This is a genomic window from Dyella sp. PARNA 12/25, from assembly GCF_055702865.1.
Map to the genome: position 1 here is coordinate 1 of NZ_JBVQCI010000021.1, position 19412 is coordinate 19412.

General features: G+C 63.7%; 19 protein-coding genes. 9 read left to right on the forward strand and 10 right to left on the reverse strand.

The window, feature by feature from the left end; all coding sequences use genetic code 11:
* Positions 1–110: 110 nt before the first annotated feature.
* Genes bufB through AC0GUR_RS21325 form a run of 3 tightly spaced genes read left to right on the forward strand, consistent with a single transcriptional unit; the run spans position 111 to position 2828 of the window.
* On the forward strand, positions 111–962 hold the full coding sequence (bufB, locus tag AC0GUR_RS21315; protein ID WP_472879530.1) for an MNIO family bufferin maturase: 852 nt from the start codon (positions 111–113) through the stop codon (positions 960–962).
* Positions 959–1753: an HvfC/BufC family peptide modification chaperone gene (locus AC0GUR_RS21320; protein ID WP_472879531.1), complete on the forward strand. Its 795-nt coding sequence runs from the start codon at positions 959–961 to the stop codon at positions 1751–1753. The genes bufB and AC0GUR_RS21320 overlap by 4 nt, the downstream gene beginning before the upstream one ends.
* A 55-nt stretch (positions 1754–1808) precedes the next feature.
* Complete coding sequence (locus tag AC0GUR_RS21325) at positions 1809–2828, forward strand: AraC family transcriptional regulator (RefSeq protein ID WP_472879532.1); 1020 nt, start codon at positions 1809–1811, stop codon at positions 2826–2828.
* Here the strand turns inward: AC0GUR_RS21325 and AC0GUR_RS21330 are convergent.
* From AC0GUR_RS21330 to AC0GUR_RS21355, 6 genes are all read right to left on the reverse strand, one after another.
* A complete protein-coding gene (locus AC0GUR_RS21330) occupies positions 2768–3619 on the reverse strand; it encodes a symmetrical bis(5'-nucleosyl)-tetraphosphatase (protein ID WP_472879533.1) in 852 nt (283 codons plus the stop codon). The genes AC0GUR_RS21325 and AC0GUR_RS21330 overlap by 61 nt on opposite strands.
* Positions 3619–4002 (reverse strand): Co2+/Mg2+ efflux protein ApaG, encoded by a 384-nt coding sequence (gene apaG, locus AC0GUR_RS21335; protein ID WP_472879534.1) that lies wholly within the window; start codon positions 4000–4002, stop codon positions 3619–3621. Before apaG ends, AC0GUR_RS21330 begins: the two co-directional genes overlap by 1 nt.
* 109 nt (positions 4003–4111) lie before the next feature.
* Positions 4112–4897 (reverse strand): 16S rRNA (adenine(1518)-N(6)/adenine(1519)-N(6))-dimethyltransferase RsmA, encoded by a 786-nt coding sequence (gene rsmA, locus AC0GUR_RS21340; RefSeq protein WP_472879535.1) that lies wholly within the window; start codon positions 4895–4897, stop codon positions 4112–4114.
* Positions 4898–4940: 43 nt separating this feature from the next.
* Entirely contained in the window at positions 4941–5942 is a 1002-nt protein-coding gene (pdxA, locus tag AC0GUR_RS21345) for a 4-hydroxythreonine-4-phosphate dehydrogenase PdxA (protein WP_472879536.1), read from the reverse strand.
* A 7-nt stretch (positions 5943–5949) separates the two neighbouring features.
* On the reverse strand, positions 5950–7299 hold the full coding sequence (locus AC0GUR_RS21350; RefSeq protein WP_472879537.1) for a peptidylprolyl isomerase: 1350 nt from the start codon (positions 7297–7299) through the stop codon (positions 5950–5952).
* Positions 7300–7337: 38 nt separating this feature from the next.
* Positions 7338–9800, reverse strand: coding sequence for an LPS-assembly protein LptD (locus tag AC0GUR_RS21355; RefSeq protein ID WP_472879538.1), 2463 nt, complete (start codon positions 9798–9800; stop codon positions 7338–7340).
* Positions 9801–9892: 92 nt separating this feature from the next.
* Between AC0GUR_RS21355 and msrB the strand changes: the two genes are divergently transcribed.
* Positions 9893–10297, forward strand: coding sequence for a peptide-methionine (R)-S-oxide reductase MsrB (gene msrB / locus AC0GUR_RS21360; RefSeq protein ID WP_472879539.1), 405 nt, complete (start codon positions 9893–9895; stop codon positions 10295–10297).
* A 12-nt stretch (positions 10298–10309) separates the two neighbouring features.
* On the opposite strand, the gene AC0GUR_RS21365 is transcribed toward msrB, so the two are convergent.
* From AC0GUR_RS21365 to AC0GUR_RS21375, 3 genes are read right to left on the reverse strand one after another with little or no spacing between them, the layout of a single operon-like run.
* The gene (locus tag AC0GUR_RS21365) at positions 10310–11233 is read right to left on the reverse strand and encodes a histone deacetylase family protein (protein ID WP_472879540.1); all 924 of its coding nucleotides are present in this window, start codon (positions 11231–11233) and stop codon (positions 10310–10312) included.
* Between the two features lie 11 nt (positions 11234–11244).
* Complete coding sequence (locus tag AC0GUR_RS21370) at positions 11245–11811, reverse strand: cob(I)yrinic acid a,c-diamide adenosyltransferase (RefSeq protein ID WP_472879541.1); 567 nt, start codon at positions 11809–11811, stop codon at positions 11245–11247.
* Between the two features lie 5 nt (positions 11812–11816).
* The gene (locus AC0GUR_RS21375) at positions 11817–12422 is read right to left on the reverse strand and encodes a hypothetical protein (RefSeq protein WP_472879542.1); all 606 of its coding nucleotides are present in this window, start codon (positions 12420–12422) and stop codon (positions 11817–11819) included.
* An 83-nt stretch (positions 12423–12505) separates the two neighbouring features.
* Here AC0GUR_RS21375 and ubiH point away from each other — a divergent pair, with 83 nt between their 5' ends.
* The 3 genes from ubiH to AC0GUR_RS21390 are packed head-to-tail and all read left to right on the forward strand — an operon-like array spanning position 12506 to position 15768.
* Positions 12506–13735, forward strand: a complete 1230-nt coding sequence (gene ubiH, locus AC0GUR_RS21380; RefSeq protein ID WP_472879543.1) for a 2-octaprenyl-6-methoxyphenyl hydroxylase — start codon at positions 12506–12508, stop codon at positions 13733–13735.
* Positions 13732–14952 (forward strand): UbiH/UbiF/VisC/COQ6 family ubiquinone biosynthesis hydroxylase, encoded by a 1221-nt coding sequence (locus AC0GUR_RS21385; protein ID WP_472879544.1) that lies wholly within the window; start codon positions 13732–13734, stop codon positions 14950–14952. Before ubiH ends, AC0GUR_RS21385 begins: the two co-directional genes overlap by 4 nt.
* A gap of 27 nt (positions 14953–14979) precedes the next feature.
* Positions 14980–15768: a dienelactone hydrolase family protein gene (locus AC0GUR_RS21390; protein WP_472879545.1), complete on the forward strand. Its 789-nt coding sequence runs from the start codon at positions 14980–14982 to the stop codon at positions 15766–15768.
* Positions 15769–15860: 92 nt separating this feature from the next.
* On the opposite strand, the gene AC0GUR_RS21395 is transcribed toward AC0GUR_RS21390, so the two are convergent.
* Positions 15861–16862, reverse strand: coding sequence for a polyprenyl synthetase family protein (locus AC0GUR_RS21395; protein ID WP_472879546.1), 1002 nt, complete (start codon positions 16860–16862; stop codon positions 15861–15863).
* Between the two features lie 136 nt (positions 16863–16998).
* Here AC0GUR_RS21395 and AC0GUR_RS21400 point away from each other — a divergent pair, with 136 nt between their 5' ends.
* Both AC0GUR_RS21400 and AC0GUR_RS21405 read left to right on the forward strand, forming a co-directional pair.
* Positions 16999–18219, forward strand: coding sequence for an MFS transporter (locus AC0GUR_RS21400; RefSeq protein ID WP_472879547.1), 1221 nt, complete (start codon positions 16999–17001; stop codon positions 18217–18219).
* A 104-nt stretch (positions 18220–18323) separates the two neighbouring features.
* Positions 18324–19295: a VTT domain-containing protein gene (locus AC0GUR_RS21405; RefSeq protein ID WP_472879548.1), complete on the forward strand. Its 972-nt coding sequence runs from the start codon at positions 18324–18326 to the stop codon at positions 19293–19295.
* Positions 19296–19412 lie beyond the last annotated feature (117 nt).

Below are 19412 nucleotides of genomic sequence, written 5' to 3' on the forward strand. Positions count from 1 at the left end.
CAACGACTATCGGGTTATGCGCCTCAATCAGACGCCACCGATCGAGGTGTATATCGTTCCGAGCCAGGAACAGCCTGTCATGCGGCGCGCCCCGCAAAGGCCGACATGCCATGACCAAGCCAACCGTTCAAAGCAAGTTGCCCTATCTCGGTTTCGGGCTGGGGTTGCGTGTTGATCATTACGAAACGCTGATCGATGAGCCCTGCAACGTCGAGTGGCTGGAGGTCGTTTCGGAGAACTACCTGGTGCAGGGCGGACGACCGCTGCAGTGGCTGGAGCGTTTTCGCGAACGTTTCCCGCTGGTGATGCACGGCGTCTCTATGTCGATTGGCGGCACCGATCCGCTCGACTTCGATTACCTGAAGTCGCTTGCTGCGCTGGCCCGGCGCATTGAGCCGGCGTGGGTGTCCGATCATCTGTGCTGGACTGGCGTCGATGGCGTCCAACTGCATGACCTGATGCCCTTGCCGTACACCGAAGAGGCGCTTGCGCATGTCGTTGATCGCGTGCGGCGTGTGCAGGATTTTCTGGGGCGACGCATTCTGCTGGAGAACGTATCCAGCTACATCAGCTTTGCGCAGTCGCAGCTGACCGAGTGGCAGTTCCTGGCAGCCGTGGCAGAGCGGGCGGATTGCCTGATTCTGCTCGACATCAACAACATTCACGTCAGTGCTCATAATCACGGGTTCTCGCCCATCGATTATCTGGAAGGCATCCCGGCGTCACGCGTGCAGCAGTTCCATCTGGCGGGACATGAGCAGGGCGGTGCACTGTTGATCGATACCCACGATGCACCGGTGATCGATCCGGTGTGGGCGCTTTACGTGGATGCCGTGCGTCGTTACGGCAAAGTGTCCACCATGATCGAGCGCGACGATCACATCCCTCCGCTTGCGGAATTGCATGAAGAGTTGGCGCATGCACAACGCCTTGCGGCGCCGCTGTTGCAGGAGGCGGCATGAGCGATCTACGCACGCTGCAAACTCAGCTTGCCCAGGCCATGTTGTCGGCGAGGCCGTCAATGCTTGCGCCCCTTCAGAGCGACGCGCTGGCCGATGCCAAGAGCCGTTGGTCGATCTATCACCGCGGTTACCGCCTGCGCCTGCGCGAAGCGTTGGCCACGGAATTCCCAGGCCTGGCTTTAATGATGGGGCGACGCTTCACGCCGATGCTCGACGATTACGTTGCCGCACATCCTTCCACGCACTACAACATTCGCTGGCATGGTGCGGACCTTGCCGCGTTTCTCAAGCAAAGCGAGGCTTGGTGTAAACAACCGGCATGGGCCGAGATGGCAGCGCTGGACTGGGCCATTTCCACAGGCTTTGATGCCAAGGACGAAACGAGTGTCACCATGGCCGACTTGTCCAACGTGCCTCCCGAGGCCTGGGCTGGGCTGCATCTGTATCCTCTCCAGCACCTGGGCTGGCTTACGTTGACCTGCAACGCACTTGCCTTCCGGCGGGCAGCCGACCAGGGCGCTGAGCGCCCACGCCTGCGCAAGCTGCGCCACGCTCGACAAATGGTGGTGTGGCGGCCTTCGCTGGACGTGCGGTACCGACTGGTGGAGCCCGATGAGGCGGCTGTATTGCGCGGTATGACCCGCGGCGAGTCGTTCAGCCAGTTGTGTGAGCAGCTGGCGGCGCAACATCCCGCGGACGAGGCACCTCAACGCATGGTCCAGCACCTGATGCGTTGGCTCGGCGAGGGGCTGATCGGGCGCTTCGAGGTGGCTCCCGAAGTCACCATGTAACCTTGGGCAGCGTTCCGGCGAAGTCTGGTGTAGAGCCAACTACCGGAAGGACGCCATGGTCATTGAGCGCAACCCCTCCCAGCCCGCCGGGTCGTCCTCCACCCTGGTTGCGCCGGCGCTGCAGTCGCTGCTCAACCGTTCGATGCTTCAGGTGGAGGTGATCGCCGAACTGCATCGCTGTGGCTCGTGGTTCCTCGATGAGCCGCGCTATCACTGCGGCTTGTTTCACCTGGTCGGCGTCGGGCGATGCCAGGTGGAGAGCCCCGCGCTGTCACAGGCGCTGATGCTGGAGGCGGGTGACCTGGTGATTTTTCCACATGGCCACCCGCACCGCTTGAGCGACCTTGATCCAGCATCGACGGATCAGACCAGCCTGATCTGCGGCGAGTTTCGCTTTACCGGCACGTCGCAGCATCCGCTCAACCTTGCCTTGCCAAGTTGCGTGGTCGTGCGCGCCGCGCAGGCCGGTCATCCGTTTCAGGAACTGGCAGACCTCATGGTGAAGCTGGTTCATAGCGGCTGCGCTGGTCGTCAGGTGCTGCTCAACAAGCTGGCGGACGCACTGTTCACTTTGGCTATTTGCCATTACGCCAACGATGCCGGTGAGCGGCAGGGGTTGTTCGCTTCGTTGGCTGACCCGCGCATCGCGCGAGTGCTGCAGGCGGTGTACGACCACCCGGGACAGGCGTGGACCATGCAGTCGATGGCGACGCTTGCCTGCATGTCGCGCTCCGCGTTCGCTGAGCGCTTCACGCAATTGATGAAGATGCCGCCGATTCAGTACGTCACGCAGTGGCGCGTGAGCCTGGCTGGGCAGTTGTTGCGTGATCGCCAGCAGTCGGTCGCCGGCATTGCGCAACAGCTGGGTTACAGCAGCGAAGCAGCGTTCCGTCGCCTGTTCAAGCGCGTCAGCGGTATCTGCCCGGGACGTGTTCGTGGCGAAAGCCAGCGCTGCGAAGAGGATGCGCCGTCGTCGCCACGCGTTGCGCGTGTCCCGACGACGGCTGGCGGCTTTCAGTCGCCGCCACCCGGTGGCCGCTTGCGATACGGTTCGGCATCCACGGCAATGTACTGAGGCTCTTCCGTATCCAGGCGCAGTGCGGTGAGCTGGCCACCCCAGACGCAGCCGGTGTCGATCGAGTACACGCCCATGCCAGCGAGGCGCCCCAGTGCCGACCAGTGGCCGCAGACAATGCGCGTTTCGCGTCGACGCATGCCCGGCACTTCAAACCATGGATACATGCCTGGCTTTTGCGTGCCCGGTATACCCTTGCTCTCGAAATCGATGCGCCCCTGGATGTCGCAATAGCGCATGCGGGTCAGCGTGTTGATCGAGGCGCGCATGCGCTCGATGCCTTGCAGGCGGCTGTTCCACGCGGCGGGACGGTTGCCGAACAGGTTCTTCAGCAGTCGCGGGTGACGCGGGCTGCCCAGCTCACGTTCGATCTCCTGCGCCGAGCGCTGCGCCTGCCGCAGTGTCCACGACGGGGCGAGTCCGGCGTGGACCATGGTCCAGTTGAGCTGTTCGTCGTGGTGCAGCAGCTTCTGCGAGCGCAGCCACTCCATCAGCACCGGTGCGTCGTCGGCAAACAACACTTCGCGCAGCTCGGGATTGACCTTGGATTGTGCCTCGGGGCGTCGTTGAGCAATGGCCAGCAGGCTGAGGTCGTGATTGCCCAGCGTCACGATGGATTGCTCGCGCAGGCTGTGGATGAGCCGCAACGTATCCAGCGACTTGCCACCGCGATTCACCAGATCGCCACAGAACCACAGGCGATCCTGGGAGGGATCGAAGCGGAGTTTGTCGAGAAGGCGTTGGAGTTCGGGATGGCAGCCCTGCACATCACCGATTGCGTACGTAGCCATCAGTGCAGCGTGCGGGGAATGGACAGGGTGAACGGCGGAATCGGCGCTTCAAAGCGCGTGCCGTCGTCGGCCAGCATCTGGTAGCTGCCCTGCATGATCCCCACCGACGTCTCCAGCACGGCACCCGAGGTGTATTCGTACTGGTCGCCGGGGCGGATCCACGGTTGCTCGCCCACCACGCCTTCGCCGGTGACTTCCTCCACCTTGCCGTTCGCATCCGTGATGACCCAGTGGCGCGTCAACAGGCGCGCCGGTACATCGCCGGCGTTATGCAGGGTGATCGTGTAGGCGAATACGTAGCGGTTGTCGCCGGGACGGGATTGGTCGGGGACAAAGCGGGGTTCGACCTGCACGTCGATCGTGTAGGAAGATCTTTCGTTCATGCTCCGATTGTACGGGTTGTAGCTATGCAATGGGCAGCGAACGTGCGGATTCATTCGACCTGAGAGCGGCCAGTTCATAGTGAGCGACCGTGAAGACGACGGAGCCCATTCACTCGATGATGACGCGGGCCAAACGCACGTAGTCTTCGGGTGAAAGCGTCTCTGCGCGCGCCTTGGGGTCCACGTCCGCGGCGAGAATGGCCTCGGTGGTCATGACGTTCTTAAGCGCGTTGCTGAGTGTTTTTCGACGCTGCGCGAAAGCGGCCTTCACGATCGTGTAAATGCGTTCAGGGTCGGCGTCGGGGAGTTGGTCGGGGCCGAGCGGGATCAGCCTTACCACGGCCGAATCCACTTTCGGCGGTGGCCGGAAAGCGCCCGGCGGCACGACAAACAACGGCTCCACCCGGCATGCGAGCTGCAGCATCACCGAAAGCCTTCCGTAGACCTTGCTGCCGGGTTCGGCCGCCATGCGGTCGACCACTTCTTTCTGCAGCATGAAGACCATGTCCTGGATCGCGCGTGCGTGCTCTACGCAATGAAACAGGATCGGGCTGGAAATGTAGTAGGGCAGATTGCCGGCAATGCGCAGACGCTCCACGCCATGGCGATGTGCCAGTGCGGTGAAGTCCACCTTGAGTACGTCCGAATGGATGATGCTGAGCTCGCCGACACTGGCAGCGCGGGCCTGCAGGTCGGGGATCAAGTCCGTATCCAGTTCGATCGCAGTGAGTTTGCCGGCGGCGGCGAGCAGCGGCAGGGTGAGCGCACCTTCGCCGGGGCCGATCTCCACGACGAAGTCGTCCGCGCGAGGCGAAATGGCGCTGACGATGCGCTCGATGTAGCGCTTTTCGTGCAGGAAGTGCTGGCCGAAGCTTTTCTTGGGGCGGGCGGTCATAGGGCAGGAGATAGGGGAGAGGAGTGAGAAGTGAGAGAAGGGGTTACTTGCTCTTGGCTTCTCGTTGTCGGGCCAACGCCAACGCCATGTTGGCGGCGGCGATCAAGCTGGATGGATCGCCTCGGCCGGTGCCGGCGAGATCCAATGCCGTGCCATGGTCGACTGACGTACGGATGAAGGGGAGGCCCAGGGTGAGATTGACGGTGCGGTCGAATGCTTCGCTCTTGAGCACCGGCAAGGCCTGATCGTGATACATCGCCAGCACGGCGTCGTAGCGTTCACGCATGGCGGGCACGAAGGCGGTATCGGCGGGCAGCGGGCCCAACAGTGACATGCCTTCGTTACGCAGCGTGTCGAGCAGCGGGATGATCGTGTCGAGTTCTTCGCGTCCGAGATGTCCGCCTTCGCCCGCGTGCGGGTTGAGGCCGAGTACGGCGATGCGCGGCCCGCTGAAGCCGAACTTGTGGCGTAGTTCGCCATGCACGATGCGCAGCACCCGGTCGAGCGTCGAGCGCGTGATCGCCGCGGGAACGGCTGCCAGCGGCAGGTGCGTCGTTGCCAGGGCTACACGAAGCTCCGGGCTGGCAAGCATCATCACCACGTTGGCCTTCGCTCGTTCGGCGAAAAACTCGGTGTGGCCGCTGAAGGAGAAGCCGGCGTCGTTGATCGACGATTTCTGCAACGGGGCCGTGACCACCGCGGCGTAGCGTCCGGCCATGCAGCCGTCGGCGGCTTCCGCCAGCGTTGCCAACACGTGTTGCGCGTTACGTGGATCGGGCTGGCCTGGCACTTCCGCGGCACCCAGCGATACGTGGCGGAAGCGAAGCTGGCCGGGGCGGCGCTCGCTGATGTCGGTCCCGTCATCCTCGATCAGCTCGATGGCCTGCCCGCATCGCTCGGCGGCGCGGCGCAACAGATCGCGATCGGTCACTGCAACGAAATTGGCCGCCAGCGGAGTGGCGGCCAATCGAATCAATAACTCCGGTCCGATCCCCGCTGGCTCACCTGCGGTGATGGCCAGCCGGGGCAGGGTCTGCGTGTTCAACGCGGCCTCAAGAGGACTTCTTAGTCTGCGGCTGGTTAGGATCGCGCAGCTCGGGCACCAGGATGTTCACAAAGGCGTTGGAACGCATCTCGCGCAGATAGTCGTCGTACACCTGTTCCGCCTTGCGGTTGCCGATGGCCTGACGGGCCTGGTTGCGCTCCATCTCATCGGTGCGGTCGCTCTGGCGGGTGCCCAGGCGCTGCATGATGTGCCAGCCTGCCTCGCTCTGAAATGGCTGAGACACCTGGTCGTCCTTCAGCTCATTCATGTGATTGGCGACGCTTGAACCCCATTCGTTCTGCATGAACCAGCCCATGTCGCCACCGTTGTTGGCGGTGGTGTCGTCCTTCGAGTACTCCTTCGCCAGCTTGGCGAAGTCCTCGTGCTTGTTGACGATACGGTTGTACAGATCCTCCGCCTTCTGGTGGGCCTGCTCCGGCGTCACCAGTTCGCTGGGCTTGATCAGGATCTGGCGCGCGTGGAACTCCTGCACCATCTGGCGGTTGGGTTGGCGCTGCCCGATCAGCTGAATGATGTGGAAGCCGGTGGGGCCGCGCAGGGCCGGGGTGACATCACCCGCCTTCATGTTGGAAACGGCATCCGCAAACGCGGGCGGAATCTCATCCATGCGGCGCCAGCCCAGGTCACCACCTTCCAGCGCGTCCTGGGCGTCGGAGTAGCGGATCGCTGCGGCGTGGAAATCCATGCCACCCTTGATGGCATTAGTGGCCTGCTCAGCCTTTTCCTGAGCCGCCCTGATGTCGGCAGCGGTGGCGCCAGCCGGCAGGCTGATCTGGATGTGCGCCAGATGCACCTCGCCGGCCTTGTAGGACGGGCTGGCCAGCATATTGTTGATTTCGCTGTCGGTGATGCTCACCTGGTCATGCACGACATTGTCGTGCAGGCGCTGGACCAGCAGCTGGTCGCCCAGCTGGCGGCGGAACGCGGCAAAACTGTTGCCTTCCGATTCCACGGCCGCGCGGAGCTGCTCCGGCGACATGTGGTTCTGCTGCGCCACCATGCTGACGGCCTGATCGATGTCAGCGTCGGACACGCGAATGCCCTGGTCATCGGCGCGCTGCACCTGCAGCTTCATCAGAATCAGGCGGTCGAGCACCTGGCGACGCAGCACGTCCATCGGGGGCAGCTGGCCGGGGTTGCTGGCGTACTGCTGTTGGACCGAACGCACGGCCTCATTCAGCTCGCTCTGCAGGATCACGCCCTCGTCCACCACCGCCACGATACGGTCAAGCGACTGATCCCCACCACCTGCCGCCTGCGGCAACAGCTGGGCGTGGGCGGGCAGGGCGGTCGCGGTGGCGATCGCGAGGAGGAACAACGCGAGAGGCTGCTTCATCAGTCCGGGGCCTTCAATCGCCAGGGGCGACAGGGAAGTTATTGATAACCAAGAATACCATTGCGCAGGGCGTTTTCCGACTGACCGGTGAACCCGCCCATGCCCTTGAACTGGACCTCGAGCATCACGGCCGTATTGGCCGAGCCCTGCAGCGTGGTGTCGTTGTAGGTGTTCACGTAGTGCCGCCCGACCAGGCGCAGCGCTACGCAGCAGGTGTCGTACTCCACGCCGGCCAGGGCCTCCACGGTCTTCTTGTCGAGCACCGAGTAGGTCCAGTGGCCAATGAGGCGCCAGCGGTCGGAAACGGGGTAGACCACGGAAGCGTCGTATTGTTCCAGCAGCGGCGAGGTGCTGCCGGGCTGGCGGCGGTACCGGTACGAGAAGTTGATGATGCCGTCGGTCTTGATGCGCTTCTGGACGGTGATGGCGCCCAGGTCGGTGAGACTGGTGTTGGGGTTCCACTGGTACTGAGACATCACGCGCCAGTCGTCATTGAGCTGGGTGGTGAAGTCCACGGCATAGTCCGAGCCGGACCAGTTGGTGGCCGGCGTGACGGTATTCACCCCATTGGGCAGCTGCACGCGCTGCTGGGTGAAATAGCGGATCTGCCCAAAGCTGGCCGACAGACGCTCCACGCCGTTGTCATCCAGCAGGCGCGTGGTGATGGCGGCGCTGAGGTTGTTCGCGTTCATCTGGCGGTCTGCGCCCGAATACATGTTGGGCGTGAACAGCTGCCACGAGTCGAACGACATCAGGTTGGTGTCGAACAGCGGGATGTTGTCCTGATTGCGATAGGGCACATACAGGTAATACAGGCGCGGTTCGAGCGTCTGCGTAAAGCTGGTGCCGAACAGCGAGGTGGTGCGATCAAAGATCAGGCCGCTGTCCAGGCTCACCACCGGCAGGGAGCGGCTAGGCGTGCGACTGGTGAAGGGCGTGGCGGTGCCCTGAGCCAACACGCCTGGAAAGTATCCGTACTGGTAGTACTGGCCGGTCAGGTCGTAGGTCGTATAGCGGTAGGCCAGCTTGGGTTTGACGTACCACGCCGCACCGCGGAAATCCGCAGCGAGGTAGGGGTAGAGATCCAGTCGATTGCCTTCGACCACGTCTTGCTTGCGGAACGCCACGGCTTCCGTATTGGCGCCGAACTCCAGCCAGCGGTTGATCGGCCAGTCCACATTGAACGCCGCGCGGGGCCAGCGCTTGTACTGCAGCGACGTGTCGGGCAGCGAGGGATCGAGGTTCTGGTAGTAGTCCGCGCCGAACTGGGCATTCCAGTACGCCTGGTCCCACTTGCCGCCGCCACCGACATAAGCGTTGGAGGCCAAGGTGCCGACGGACGACGTGAACAGGTCGTTGCCAAAATCACGCAGGTAGTTGCGGTCCGACGCGCGATTGATGGAGGTGGAGAACGCCCACGGTCCATAGATCTTCGTCTGGTCGTTGTACTTCAGCAGCCAGCGGTCGGTGTCCGTCGTGTTGACGACACTGTCGGGCGCAGTGTCGCCGCGATCGTGTGGCAGGTATTCGAAGTTCACCTGGCCGAGACTGCCCGGTATCAGATAGCGGAACTCGCCCGCCAGCATCACGCCGCGATCGGTATAGATGCGCGGGTCCAGGGTAGCGTCGTAGTTCGGCGCCAGGTTGAGGTAATAAGGCGCGCTCAGCATGAAGCCGCCACGGCTGGAATTGCCGATCGACGGAGTCAGGAAGCCGCTCTTGCGCTCATCACTGATCGGAAACGTAAAGGTCGGCAGCCAGAAGAACGGCACGTTGTACAGGTACATGGTGGCGTTGTGCGCCACACCCTCACCGGTTTCCTTATCCATGCGGATGTCTTTCGCACGGAGTTCCCACACGTGGTTGCCCACGTCGCAGGTGGAGTAGGTGGCGCCCAGATAGCGGCTGCGCTGGTCGTCCAGCAACTGACCCCGCGTGGCGATGCCGTTACCGCGGTTGGTCAACATCTGATAGGCGACGTTGTCCGCCGTGGCGGTGCTGGCACTTTGGTTGCCGCGCATGTGATCAGAGGCGATCAGTTGGGCGGCTTCCTGATACCGCACATTGCCGCGCGCATCGTAGTCGGTGGTGTCGTTGTTGAAATCGGCCACGTCCGCCTGCAGGCGCTGATCGGCGCGCTCGATCTTGACGTCGCCCTCCAGGTGGTAGATCGACTGGTTGGAGCTGTCCACGCGCTGCGCGGTGACGTAGGTGTTGGACGTGTCGCGCACCGAGCTGTCCTTGCTCAGCGTCGGGTCGTAGAACGACAGCATGGCGTTGGGGCGGCACATGCTGTAGTCGACCGGGCGCCGCGCGCAGCGGAACGCCCCCAGCGGACAGTTGGACACCGCCGGCGGCGGCGCGTTGGACGGTGGTGGAGCAAATTCAGCCTGGCTCGACATCGACTGGGCCTCGACCGGGCCGCCAAACAGGGCGAGAGCGGCGGCTACCGCCAGCAGGCGGCGCGGGGGCAGGTGGCGCGAAGGGAGCTTGGGCGTCACGATGGCAGTCTGTCGGCTGGGAGTCTCGTAAAACTATCAGAAAGCCCCCAGATACGGCAGTTCGGTGACACCCCCATCGACGAGAATTCAACATGAGTGAGCAGAAAAGCGCCAAAACCGATTCGGAATGGCGTGCTGAGCTGACGCCCGAGCAGTACGCCGTTTGCCGCTGCTCGGCCACCGAGCCGCCGTTCAGCGGCAAGTGGTATCGGCACAAGGCAGCAGGGACTTACGTCTGCGCCGCCTGTCGCGCGCCGCTGTTTGCATCGGAAGCCAAGTACGACTCGGGCTCGGGTTGGCCCAGTTACTTCCAGCCACTGACCCGTGCGGTGGTGAGCCTCCACCAGGATGAAACCCACGGCATGCGCCGCACGGAAGTGCGCTGCGCCGGTTGCGATTCGCATCTTGGCCACGTCTTTCCCGATGGCCCCAAGCCGACCGGCCTGCGCTACTGCATCAACTCGGTCGCGCTGGACTTCATGCCGTCGGCCGACTGACCCACGGCACGATCAGGCTTCCAGCAGCTCGCCGACATGGGCGGCCACGCTGGTGGCCAGGGCCAGCAGGTTGTAGCCACCTTCCAGGCTGGATACGAGTCTGCCCTCGGCATGGGCGTCGGCGACCTGGATCAGGCGCTGGGTGATCCAGGCGTAGTCCTCGCTGCCCAGGCGCAGATCGGCCAGCGGGTCGTTGCGGTGTGCGTCGAAGCCAGCCGACACCAGCACCAGTTGTGGCTTGAAGGCGGCCATACGCGGCAGCAGCGCACCCTCCCACAATTCACGGAACTCATAGGAACCGGCGCCGGGCGACAGTGGCGCGTTGACGATGTTGCCCACGCCGCGCTCGTCCTCGCGACCCGTGTCCGGGTACAGCGGCATCTGATGGCTTGAGAGGAACAACACGCGCGACTCGCTGGCAAAGATGTCCTGCGTGCCATTGCCGTGGTGCACATCGAAATCGGCGATCGCCACGCGCCTGATGCCGTGTTCGGCCATCGCGTGCGCCGCAGCCACGGCGATGTTGTTGAACAGGCAGAAGCCCATGGCGCGATCGGGCGTGGCATGGTGTCCCGGCGGGCGAACCGCGCAGAACGCGCGTCCCCCACTCCCACTGAACACGGCATCGACGGCGGCCACGGTGGCGCCAGCGGCACGCAACGCGGCCTCGGCGGAGCCGGGCGACATCAGGGTGTCTTCATCGAGGCGAATCGTGCCCGAGTCCGGGAGCACGCTCAGGATATGGTCCACATGCCGCGCCGTATGCACACGCAGCAATTGCTCGCGCGTGGCACGCGGCGCTTCGATGCGATCAAGCGCCGCGAAGCGATCGTGATCCAGCGCCTGTAACACGGCGCGCAGGCGGGCGGGAGATTCGGGCTGTGACGGGCCGGGGTCATGCTGCAGGCAGCTGGCGTGGGTATAGAGCCGCAGCATGGTGCCCGTGCTCAGGCTTTAGGCTTGCGACGGCGCTCGTGCTGCCATAGCACTTCGCCATGCCCGCTGGCGCGGGCCAGCACACGCGAGATCACAAACAGCAGGTCGGACAGGCGATTGAGGTAGCGCTGCGCCTGAGGCCGCACTGCTTCCACGCGCGCCAGGGCAATCACCTCACGCTCGGCACGGCGGCATACCGTGCGGGCGAGATGGCAGCAGGAGGCGGCCATGCCGCCACCGGGCAGGATGAAATCCTTCAGCGGCGGCAACGGATCGTTGAAGCTGTCGAGCACCTGTTCCAGCCGCTCGATGTCAGCGTCGTCGACCATCGCCATGCCCGGAATGCACAGCTCGCCACCCAGGTCGAACAGATCGTGCTGCACCTGGGTCAGCGTTTCGCGTACATCGTCACTCACGCCATCTGCGGCCAGCACCATGCCAATGGTGCTGTTGAGTTCGTCGACCGTGCCGTAGGCAGAAACGCGCAGCGAATCCTTGGCAACGCGCGAACCGTCGCCCAGTCCGGTGCTGCCGTCGTCACCCGTGCGGGTGTAGATCTTCGAGAGGCGGTTACCCATGTGACTTAATGGGACAGTTTGGACGGGCTGTTGTTGCTCACCGTGCGCGACAGCTGCTGCACCAGCGCGTGCAGCACCAGGCCGAGCCCGACGTAGAGCGCCGTGGTCTGCATGAAGAACAGATACCAGTCACCCAGGTTGGCGAACCAGGCCGCCATGCTGCGCGGCTGCGGCACGCTGTTGCTCAGCCAGTAGAAGCTGCCATTGGAAATCACATAGCACGCGGCCCAGCTCACCAGCACGGCGGCCACGGTCAGGCCGAGGCTGCGCATATTCAGGCCGAGCTTGTGACGCGCCAGCCAGCTGCCGCCCAGCCACAGGCTGAAGTACGACGGCACCAGGAACCAGTAGGCCGCCGACACGCAGTAGTGCTGCCAGAAGTTGATGCCCTGGTTGCTGATGACGACGTAGTCCACCAACACAGCCAAGCCCATGAGCAGTGGGAAAGCCCAACGTGCCGAGCCGCGCAGCCAGAAGCCGGCCAGGAAGAAAATGCCCCACGAAGCGTCCCACACATCATGATGGAACAACGAAAGGTGTACACGAGTGACGGCCATCACCAGGGCAAGTGCCAGGAAGATGCCAAGCCGCTGGGTTTGCGTGGTAGCCATGAGTTGCTCCAAAGGTGGCGCTTGAGTGCAGACCGCAAGTCTATCGCAATTGGGCAGAGCCTACGGCGCTATCATTCCGCGCCATGACTACCCCTCATCCCCAGGCGGCCGGACGGCAGCCAGTCCTTATTGTTGGCGGCGGCCTAGTGGGCGCCAGCCTGGCTATTGCGCTGGATGCGGCGGGCATCGATGCCGTCATGGTCGAGGCCGCGGCCCCGCGCGTGGGCGAGCAGCCCAGTTATGACGAGCGCAACCTGGCGCTGGCGCGGGCCACCGTCAATGGTCTGACGGCCATCGGCGTTTGGCGTCATGCAGCGGAGCAGGCTACGCCCATTCATCACATCCATGTCACGCGCGCCGGGGAGTTCGGCAGCGTACGCATGGATGCAGCGCAGCAAGAGGTCGATGCGCTGGGCTGGACCTTGCCCGCACGCGAACTTGGCGCAGCCCTGCTGCGTCGGCTCGATGAATGCACGCACCTGCGTCGGCTGGCTCCGGCGCGGCTGGAATCGTTGGATCCGTTGCCCTCAGGATGGCGTGCCCGGATAAGCACCGCCGAAGGTATCACCGAGATCGACACGCCGCTGCTGGTCGGGGCTGATGGCACCAACTCGTTCGTACGCGATCGCATCGGCATCGAGGCCGAGCGTTACGACTATCAGCAGACGTTGTTCGTGTGCACGGTGACCCCGGAGCGCGACCATGCGCATCGTGCCTATGAGCGCTTCGCCGATTATGGCCCGGTGGCATTGCTGCCACTGGCCGCACGTCGTTGCGGTTTGGTGCTCACCGTGCCCCGTGACGAGGCGGATGCCGTTGCGGCGCTGGATGACGACGCCTTTATCGCGCTGGCACAGGAACGCTTCGGTTGGCGCCTGGGTCGTTTGAGCCGACCCGGCAAGCGACACCCCTATGCCATCCAGCGCGTTGCGGCGCGCGAACTTGTGGCGACACGCGCCGTGCTGGTAGGCAATGCCGCGCAAACCGTGCATCCGATTGGCGCCCAGGGTTTCAACCTGGGTTTGCGCGATGCCCTCACGCTGGCCGAATTGCTGGCGCATGCCGACGATCCGGGTGCCGACGATCTGCTGGCGAGCTACGCCGCCCGTCGCGCCGCCGATCGCGAAGGCACCATGACCATGAGTCATGGGCTGGTGCAGCTGGCCTGCTTGCAGCAGCCGCTGCTTGGTCCACTGCGTTCGCTGGCAATGCTGGCGTTTGATCGCGTCCCGCCCCTGCAACGCTTGCTCGCGCGACGAGGCATGGGATTTCGGGCTGACCCACCGCGCGCGGTACTGGAGCGCTTGCCATGAACACGATAGCGACGAGAAGCGATGCGTCGCGCCGACGCGGACCGGCACTGGATGTGGCCGTGGTCGGCGGAGGTATGGTCGGTGCAGCGACCGCGCTGGCGCTGGCACGTGCGGGATTTGCCACGGCGCTGGTCGAGGCACGCGCACCGGCGCCGTGGTCCGTTCAGGACGAAGTGGACCTTCGTGTCGTCGGCCTGGCTCCGTCGTCCATTGCCCTGCTGGATGACCTGGGTGTCTGGGCATCCATTCGCGATTCGCGCGCCGGCCCCTACGCGCATATGCATGTATGGGATGCCGTCACGGGCGCAACCATCCATTTCGATGCGGCGACGGACGGGCGCGATCTGCTTGGCTACATCGTCGAAAACAATCTCGTGCAATGGACGCTGTGGCAGGCGCTGGAGCAGGCTGGCGTTCGCCGCCTATGTCCGGCGCAGGTCAGTGGCTATGAGGTGCTGGAAGATCGTGTGCAGCTTGCATTGTCCGGCGCCGATACGGACGTGCTGTCCGCACGCCTGCTGGTAGCGGCCGACGGCGCCGCCTCACCACTGCGATCCATGGCGGGCATCGACACTGACGGGCGCGATTATGCGCAACGTGGCGTCGTGGCTCACGTTTGCACGGAACGGCCGCACGGAGGCACCGCGTGGCAGCGTTTCCTCGATACCGGACCGCTGGCGCTGCTGCCTTTGGCGGATGGCCGAAGCTCCATCGTATGGTCATTGCCGGAAGCCGAGGCGCAGCGCGTGTTGGCGCTGGACGATCAGGCGTTTCTCGACGAACTGGGCGTCGCCAGTGACTTCCGTCTGGGCCGCATCGTCGGCAGTACCACTCGTGCAGCGTTTCCATTGCGGTTGCAGCTGGCAAAAAACTATCAGGCCGAGCGCTTTGTATTGCTGGGTGATGCGGCCCACACCGTGCATCCCTTAGCGGGGCAGGGCGTAAACCTGGGGTTGCGCGACGTCGCCGAATTGCGCAGCACGCTGGTGGCAGCGCGCGACGCTGGCAGCGATATCGCCGCCGCGCATGTGCTGCGCCGCTATGCGCGGCGGCGGCGCAGCGCCGATACATTGGATGCACTGAGTTTCGATGCGCTGGCGCGCATCTACGCCTGGCAGTCGCCGCCGCTGGTCGCCGCGCGGGGTCTCGGCGTGCGTCTCATCAATAAGCTGTCGCCGATCAAGCGGAGGCTCGCGGAGCACGCCGCCGGACTCTGATCATCCCTGCAACGAGGAGTGCACGTCATGCGTATCGCCCGACTTTGCTGTTTGCTGTTGCTGTCTGGATTCGCTTTCGCCGCGCAGGCGAAGATGGTGCACAAGCCGGTGGAGTGGACGCTGGACGGCACGACGTTTCACAGCGTGTTGGTCTACGACGATGCCGTGATCGCGAAGCGGCCTGGTCTGGTGATGGTGCCAAACTGGTACGGCGTCAACGACCTCGCCTTGAAGAAAGCCGAAGGCATCGCCGGCAAGGACTACGTGATCCTTGTGACCGACATGTACGGCGAGAAGGTGCGCCCGACTAACGATGATGAGGCGAAGGTGGCAACGAAATCGCTGTATGCCGATCGTTCGCTCATGCGTAAGCGCATCAATCTGGCACTCGATCAGCTGAAGGCTCAGGCCAAGACGGCACCCATTGATCCCGCAAAACTGGCTGCCATCGGCTTCTGCTTTGGTGGTACCGCCGTGCTGGATCTCGCGCGCAGCGGCGCAGATGTGGCGGCCATCGTGTCATTCCATGGTGGGCTGCAGACGGACGATCCGTCACTGGCCAAGCAGATCAAGGCGCGCGTGCTGGTGATGAACGGCGCGGACGACAGGGGCACCATGCCGGATGCCGAGAAATTCATGGATGAAATGCGCGGCAGCCATGCCGATTGGCAATTCGTGGTCTTGGGCAATGCCGTGCATTGCTTTACCGAGACGGATCAGCACAAAGAAGGTTGCGCCTATGACGAGCGCGCCGCGCAGCGCAGCTATCGCATGATGCACGATTGGTTGCACGCGGCGTTCAGCGGCACGCCTTGATCGTGTGGGTCGGGTCGCGCACCAGTGCGCTCCTACAAAAAAATGCGCCCCTGTAGGAGCGCACTGGTGCGCGACCCGATCGTGCGAAAGCGTCAGAAGCTACGCTGCACCGAATAATCCGCCAGCGTCGCCAGGGCATCGCGCCACGGCGAATCCGGCAGCTCTTGCAACGCATCACGCGCTTCATTGGCATGCATCACGGCGCGCTCATGGGTGCGCTCCAGCGCTCCCGAATCGCGAATGGCGGCGATGATGCGATCGAGCGAATCCAGGCCGCCATGCTCAATGGCATGGCGCAGCGACTGCCGCTGCTCGGCGTCGGCACGTTGCAGCGCATAGATCAGCGGCAGCGTCGGTTTGCCCTCGGCCAGGTCGTCACCGATGTTCTTGCCCAGCGTGCCTGCATCCGAGGTGTAATCGAGCAGATCGTCGGCGATCTGGAAGGCATAACCCAGCTGCATGCCGTAGTGGCGCAGTGCGGCGATCTGGTTGGCGGACAGGCCGCCCAGCAAACCACCCAGTTCGGTAGCGGCGGCGAACAGCACCGCCGTCTTGCGTTCGATCACGGCCAGGTAGGCGTCTTCGCTCACGTCGGCGTTGCCGATGTTGAGCAGCTGCAGCACTTCGCCTTCGGCAATGGTGTTGGTGGTGTCGGCCAGGATGCGCATGATGCGCATGTCATCCAGCTCCACCATCATCTGGAACGAACGGGAATAGAGGAAATCGCCCACCAGCACGCTGGCGGCATTGCCCCAAAGCGCATTCGCCGTCTTGCGGCCGCGGCGCAGATCCGACTCGTCCACCACGTCGTCGTGCAGCAAGGTGGAGGTGTGGATGAACTCGATGACCGCCGCCAGCTGGATGTGGTGGTCGCCACGGTAGCCGGCCGCGTTGGCCGCCAGCACGTGCAGCATCGGCCGCAGGCGCTTGCCACCACCAGCGATGATGTGGTCCGCAATCTGGTTGATCAGCACCACATTGGAAGAGAGGCGGGCACGGATCAGCGAATCGACGCGCTGCATGTCCCCCGCGGCAAGGCCTCGTACGGTGGCAAAATCGGCTGTGCGGCGGGTGGCGGCTTGAGTCGTGGTCATGAGGCAGTCGCGGCGTCGTATTCGACGATTATAGAGAGTTGTGACCGTAAGAAACCGCCGCGACAGGGCACCACGGTTGGTTTTTTGAGCTGAAACGTATAATCCGGCTTTAATGCGACCCTTTTAAGAAGCCCCGGTGAGCAAACTCTCCCCACTTGAACGGCGCAGTGCGCTGACCCTGGCCTGCGTGATCAGCCTGCGCTTGTTCGGTCTGTTCCTGATCATGCCGGTGTTTTCGCTGTATGCGAAACAGATGCCGGACGCGACACCGCTGCTGATCGGGCTGGCGCTGGGTGTCTACGGCTTGGGCCAGGTGTTGCTGCAGATTCCGCTGGGGCTGTTGTCCGACCGCATCGGGCGCAAGCCGGCCATTACCTTGGGGCTGCTGGTGTTCGCTGCAGGCGGCCTGGTGGCGGCGCTTTCGCACAGCTTGTTGGGTATTGTGATCGGGCGCGCACTACAGGGTATGGGGGCGGTCGCTGGTGCCGGGACCGCGCTCGCCGCCGACCTCACGCGCGAAGAGAATCGCGGCAAGGTCATGGGCATCATTGGCGTGTCGATTGGTGTGGCGTTTCTGCTGGCGCTGATCCTCGGGCCCCCGCTGGAGGCTGTGGAAGGGCTTTCCGGCTTGTTTGCCGCCACCTCGATTCTCGCCATGGCTGCGCTGGTGCTGTTGTGGCTGATCGTGCCAACACCAGAACGACAGAAGGCGCCTGCTTCGGCGGCATTCGGCAGCGTACTGAGCATGCTGGGCGATGGCCGCATGCTGGTGCTGAACGGCTCGGTGTTTTTTCTACACATGTTGCTCACGGCCAGTTTCGTGGGTCTGCCCCTGTTGCTGGCGGATCGCCTGCACCTGCCGGTGAGCCGTCACTGGGAGCTGTACCTGCCGGTGATGGTCATCGCCGCGTTTGTGATGGGTGCCTGCCTGCACCGCATGCGCGAGGTGGCGCAGAGCCTGCGTATCGTGGCGGTGTGCGTCGTCGCAACGGGGCTGGGCCTGCTGGGTTTTGCGTTCTCCGGCGACCATCTGGCGGCTCTGGGCGTCGCCGCGGCTGTGTTCTTTTCGGCCTTCAACCTGCTGGAGGCGGCGTTGCCCAGCCTGGTTTCCCGGCTGGCGCCAGCAGCATTGCGGGGTGCGGCCATGGGGGCGTATTCCACCAGCCAGTTCCTGGGTGCCTTCGTGGGTGGTGCCGTAGGCGGCATCGCTTTGGGCCGGCTGGGAACCGAAGGTGTGTTCCTTTGCGCCGCCGCGCTCACCCTCATCTGGCTGCCCCTCGTGCTGCTGGGGGCCCGGCGAATAGCAGGAGCGGAAGCGGAGGCTGGTGGAATTCTGGAAGCCTCCCGGAGCATCTGACTTGCCCGGGGCTGCCGGCGCATTGCGTTTACCCAGTGCAGCCCCAATGATTCGGACGCAATATTCCATGCCGGTCGCTTGCCGGCCGGGCGAGGTTGACGTCCATGGCACACCACATCATTGAACTGATTGCCCAGTACGGCTTGTTGCTGGTTTTCATCAACGTACTGGTAGAGCAGGCCGGCGCACCCGTTCCCGCGGTGCCCACCATGATCGTCGCCGGCGCCTTGGCGGCGATGGAAAGGCTGTCCCTTCCCGGCGTCCTCGGCGTTGCTTTGCTCGCCTGTCTGCTGGCCGATTTCGCCTGGTATGCGGCGGGCCGCTATTTCGGCGGCGGCGTGATGCGGACCTTGTGCCGGATCTCGCTTTCCCCTGATTCGTGCGTCAGGCAGTCCGAGCTGAAGTTCCAGCGTTGGCGAGGTGGTGTGCTGCTGCTGGCCAAATTTGTGCCCGGCCTTTCCACCGTGGCGCCGCCGCTAGTGGGAGCGATGGGGCTGCGCCCGGCACCGTTCATCCTGTTTGATGGCCTGGGCTCCATGCTTTGGGTCGGTGTGTCGGTAAGTCTGGGCTACGTATTCTCCAGCCAGATCGACGCGGTGCTTGATGCGCTAGCAAGTGCAGGAAGCGTTGCGTTGATGCTGCTGGGCGGTTTGCTGACGCTCTATGTGCTCGCGAAGTGGTGGCAGCGTCACCGCTTGATGCGCACTTTGCGCATGGCGCGCATCACCGTGGATGAGCTCAACAACTTCATTACCGATGGTCCCCCGCCGACGGTTGTCGATGTGCGTTCAGAGGGCGTGCGGCTTCTCGATACACGCATCATCCCCGGGGCGTTGTTGGCAGACGTAAACAGCATCGACCGGATTCTTGATGTGGTGCCGGTGGATGCGGAGCTGGTGGTTTATTGCACGTGTCCGAATGAGGCTTCCGCAGCGCTGGTGGCCAAGGCACTGATGTCGCACGGATATAAGCGGGTGCGGCCGTTGCTGGGTGGGCTGGATGCGTGGGAGGAGGCGGGGTTTCCGGTGGAGAGGTTGCAGGTGGAGGGGGATGTTGTTGCCACTGGGGTGGTTTGAGGTTTTTGCCGGTAACGTTGCGGCGTCTTGCTCTCTCTCTCTCTCTCTCTCTCTCTCTCTCCCCTCCGGGGGGAGGGTTGGGGCTGAGCCCCGAAAAGGGGGTAAAGGTCGGTTGCT

Excerpts from the sequence above, each read along its gene's own strand:
- AC0GUR_RS21350 (WP_472879537.1), bottom strand. The coding sequence starts at position 7,299 with ATGAAGCAGCCTCTCGCGTTGTTCCTCCTCGCGATCGCCACCGCGACC.
- AC0GUR_RS21390 (WP_472879545.1), top strand. The coding sequence starts at position 14,980 with ATGCGTATCGCCCGACTTTGCTGTTTGCTGTTGCTGTCTGGATTCGCT.
- ubiH (WP_472879543.1), top strand. The coding sequence starts at position 12,506 with ATGACTACCCCTCATCCCCAGGCGGCCGGACGGCAGCCAGTCCTTATT.
- AC0GUR_RS21385 (WP_472879544.1), top strand. The coding sequence starts at position 13,732 with ATGAACACGATAGCGACGAGAAGCGATGCGTCGCGCCGACGCGGACCG.
- AC0GUR_RS21395 (WP_472879546.1), bottom strand. The coding sequence starts at position 16,862 with ATGACCACGACTCAAGCCGCCACCCGCCGCACAGCCGATTTTGCCACC.
- msrB (WP_472879539.1), top strand. The coding sequence starts at position 9,893 with ATGAGTGAGCAGAAAAGCGCCAAAACCGATTCGGAATGGCGTGCTGAG.
- AC0GUR_RS21370 (WP_472879541.1), bottom strand. The coding sequence starts at position 11,811 with ATGGGTAACCGCCTCTCGAAGATCTACACCCGCACGGGTGACGACGGC.
- bufB (WP_472879530.1), top strand. The coding sequence starts at position 111 with ATGACCAAGCCAACCGTTCAAAGCAAGTTGCCCTATCTCGGTTTCGGG.
- AC0GUR_RS21330 (WP_472879533.1), bottom strand. The coding sequence starts at position 3,619 with ATGGCTACGTACGCAATCGGTGATGTGCAGGGCTGCCATCCCGAACTC.
- apaG (WP_472879534.1), bottom strand. The coding sequence starts at position 4,002 with ATGAACGAAAGATCTTCCTACACGATCGACGTGCAGGTCGAACCCCGC.
- AC0GUR_RS21325 (WP_472879532.1), top strand. The coding sequence starts at position 1,809 with ATGGTCATTGAGCGCAACCCCTCCCAGCCCGCCGGGTCGTCCTCCACC.
- AC0GUR_RS21405 (WP_472879548.1), top strand. The coding sequence starts at position 18,324 with ATGGCACACCACATCATTGAACTGATTGCCCAGTACGGCTTGTTGCTG.
- AC0GUR_RS21320 (WP_472879531.1), top strand. The coding sequence starts at position 959 with ATGAGCGATCTACGCACGCTGCAAACTCAGCTTGCCCAGGCCATGTTG.
- AC0GUR_RS21375 (WP_472879542.1), bottom strand. The coding sequence starts at position 12,422 with ATGGCTACCACGCAAACCCAGCGGCTTGGCATCTTCCTGGCACTTGCC.
- AC0GUR_RS21365 (WP_472879540.1), bottom strand. The coding sequence starts at position 11,233 with ATGCTGCGGCTCTATACCCACGCCAGCTGCCTGCAGCATGACCCCGGC.
- rsmA (WP_472879535.1), bottom strand. The coding sequence starts at position 4,897 with ATGACCGCCCGCCCCAAGAAAAGCTTCGGCCAGCACTTCCTGCACGAA.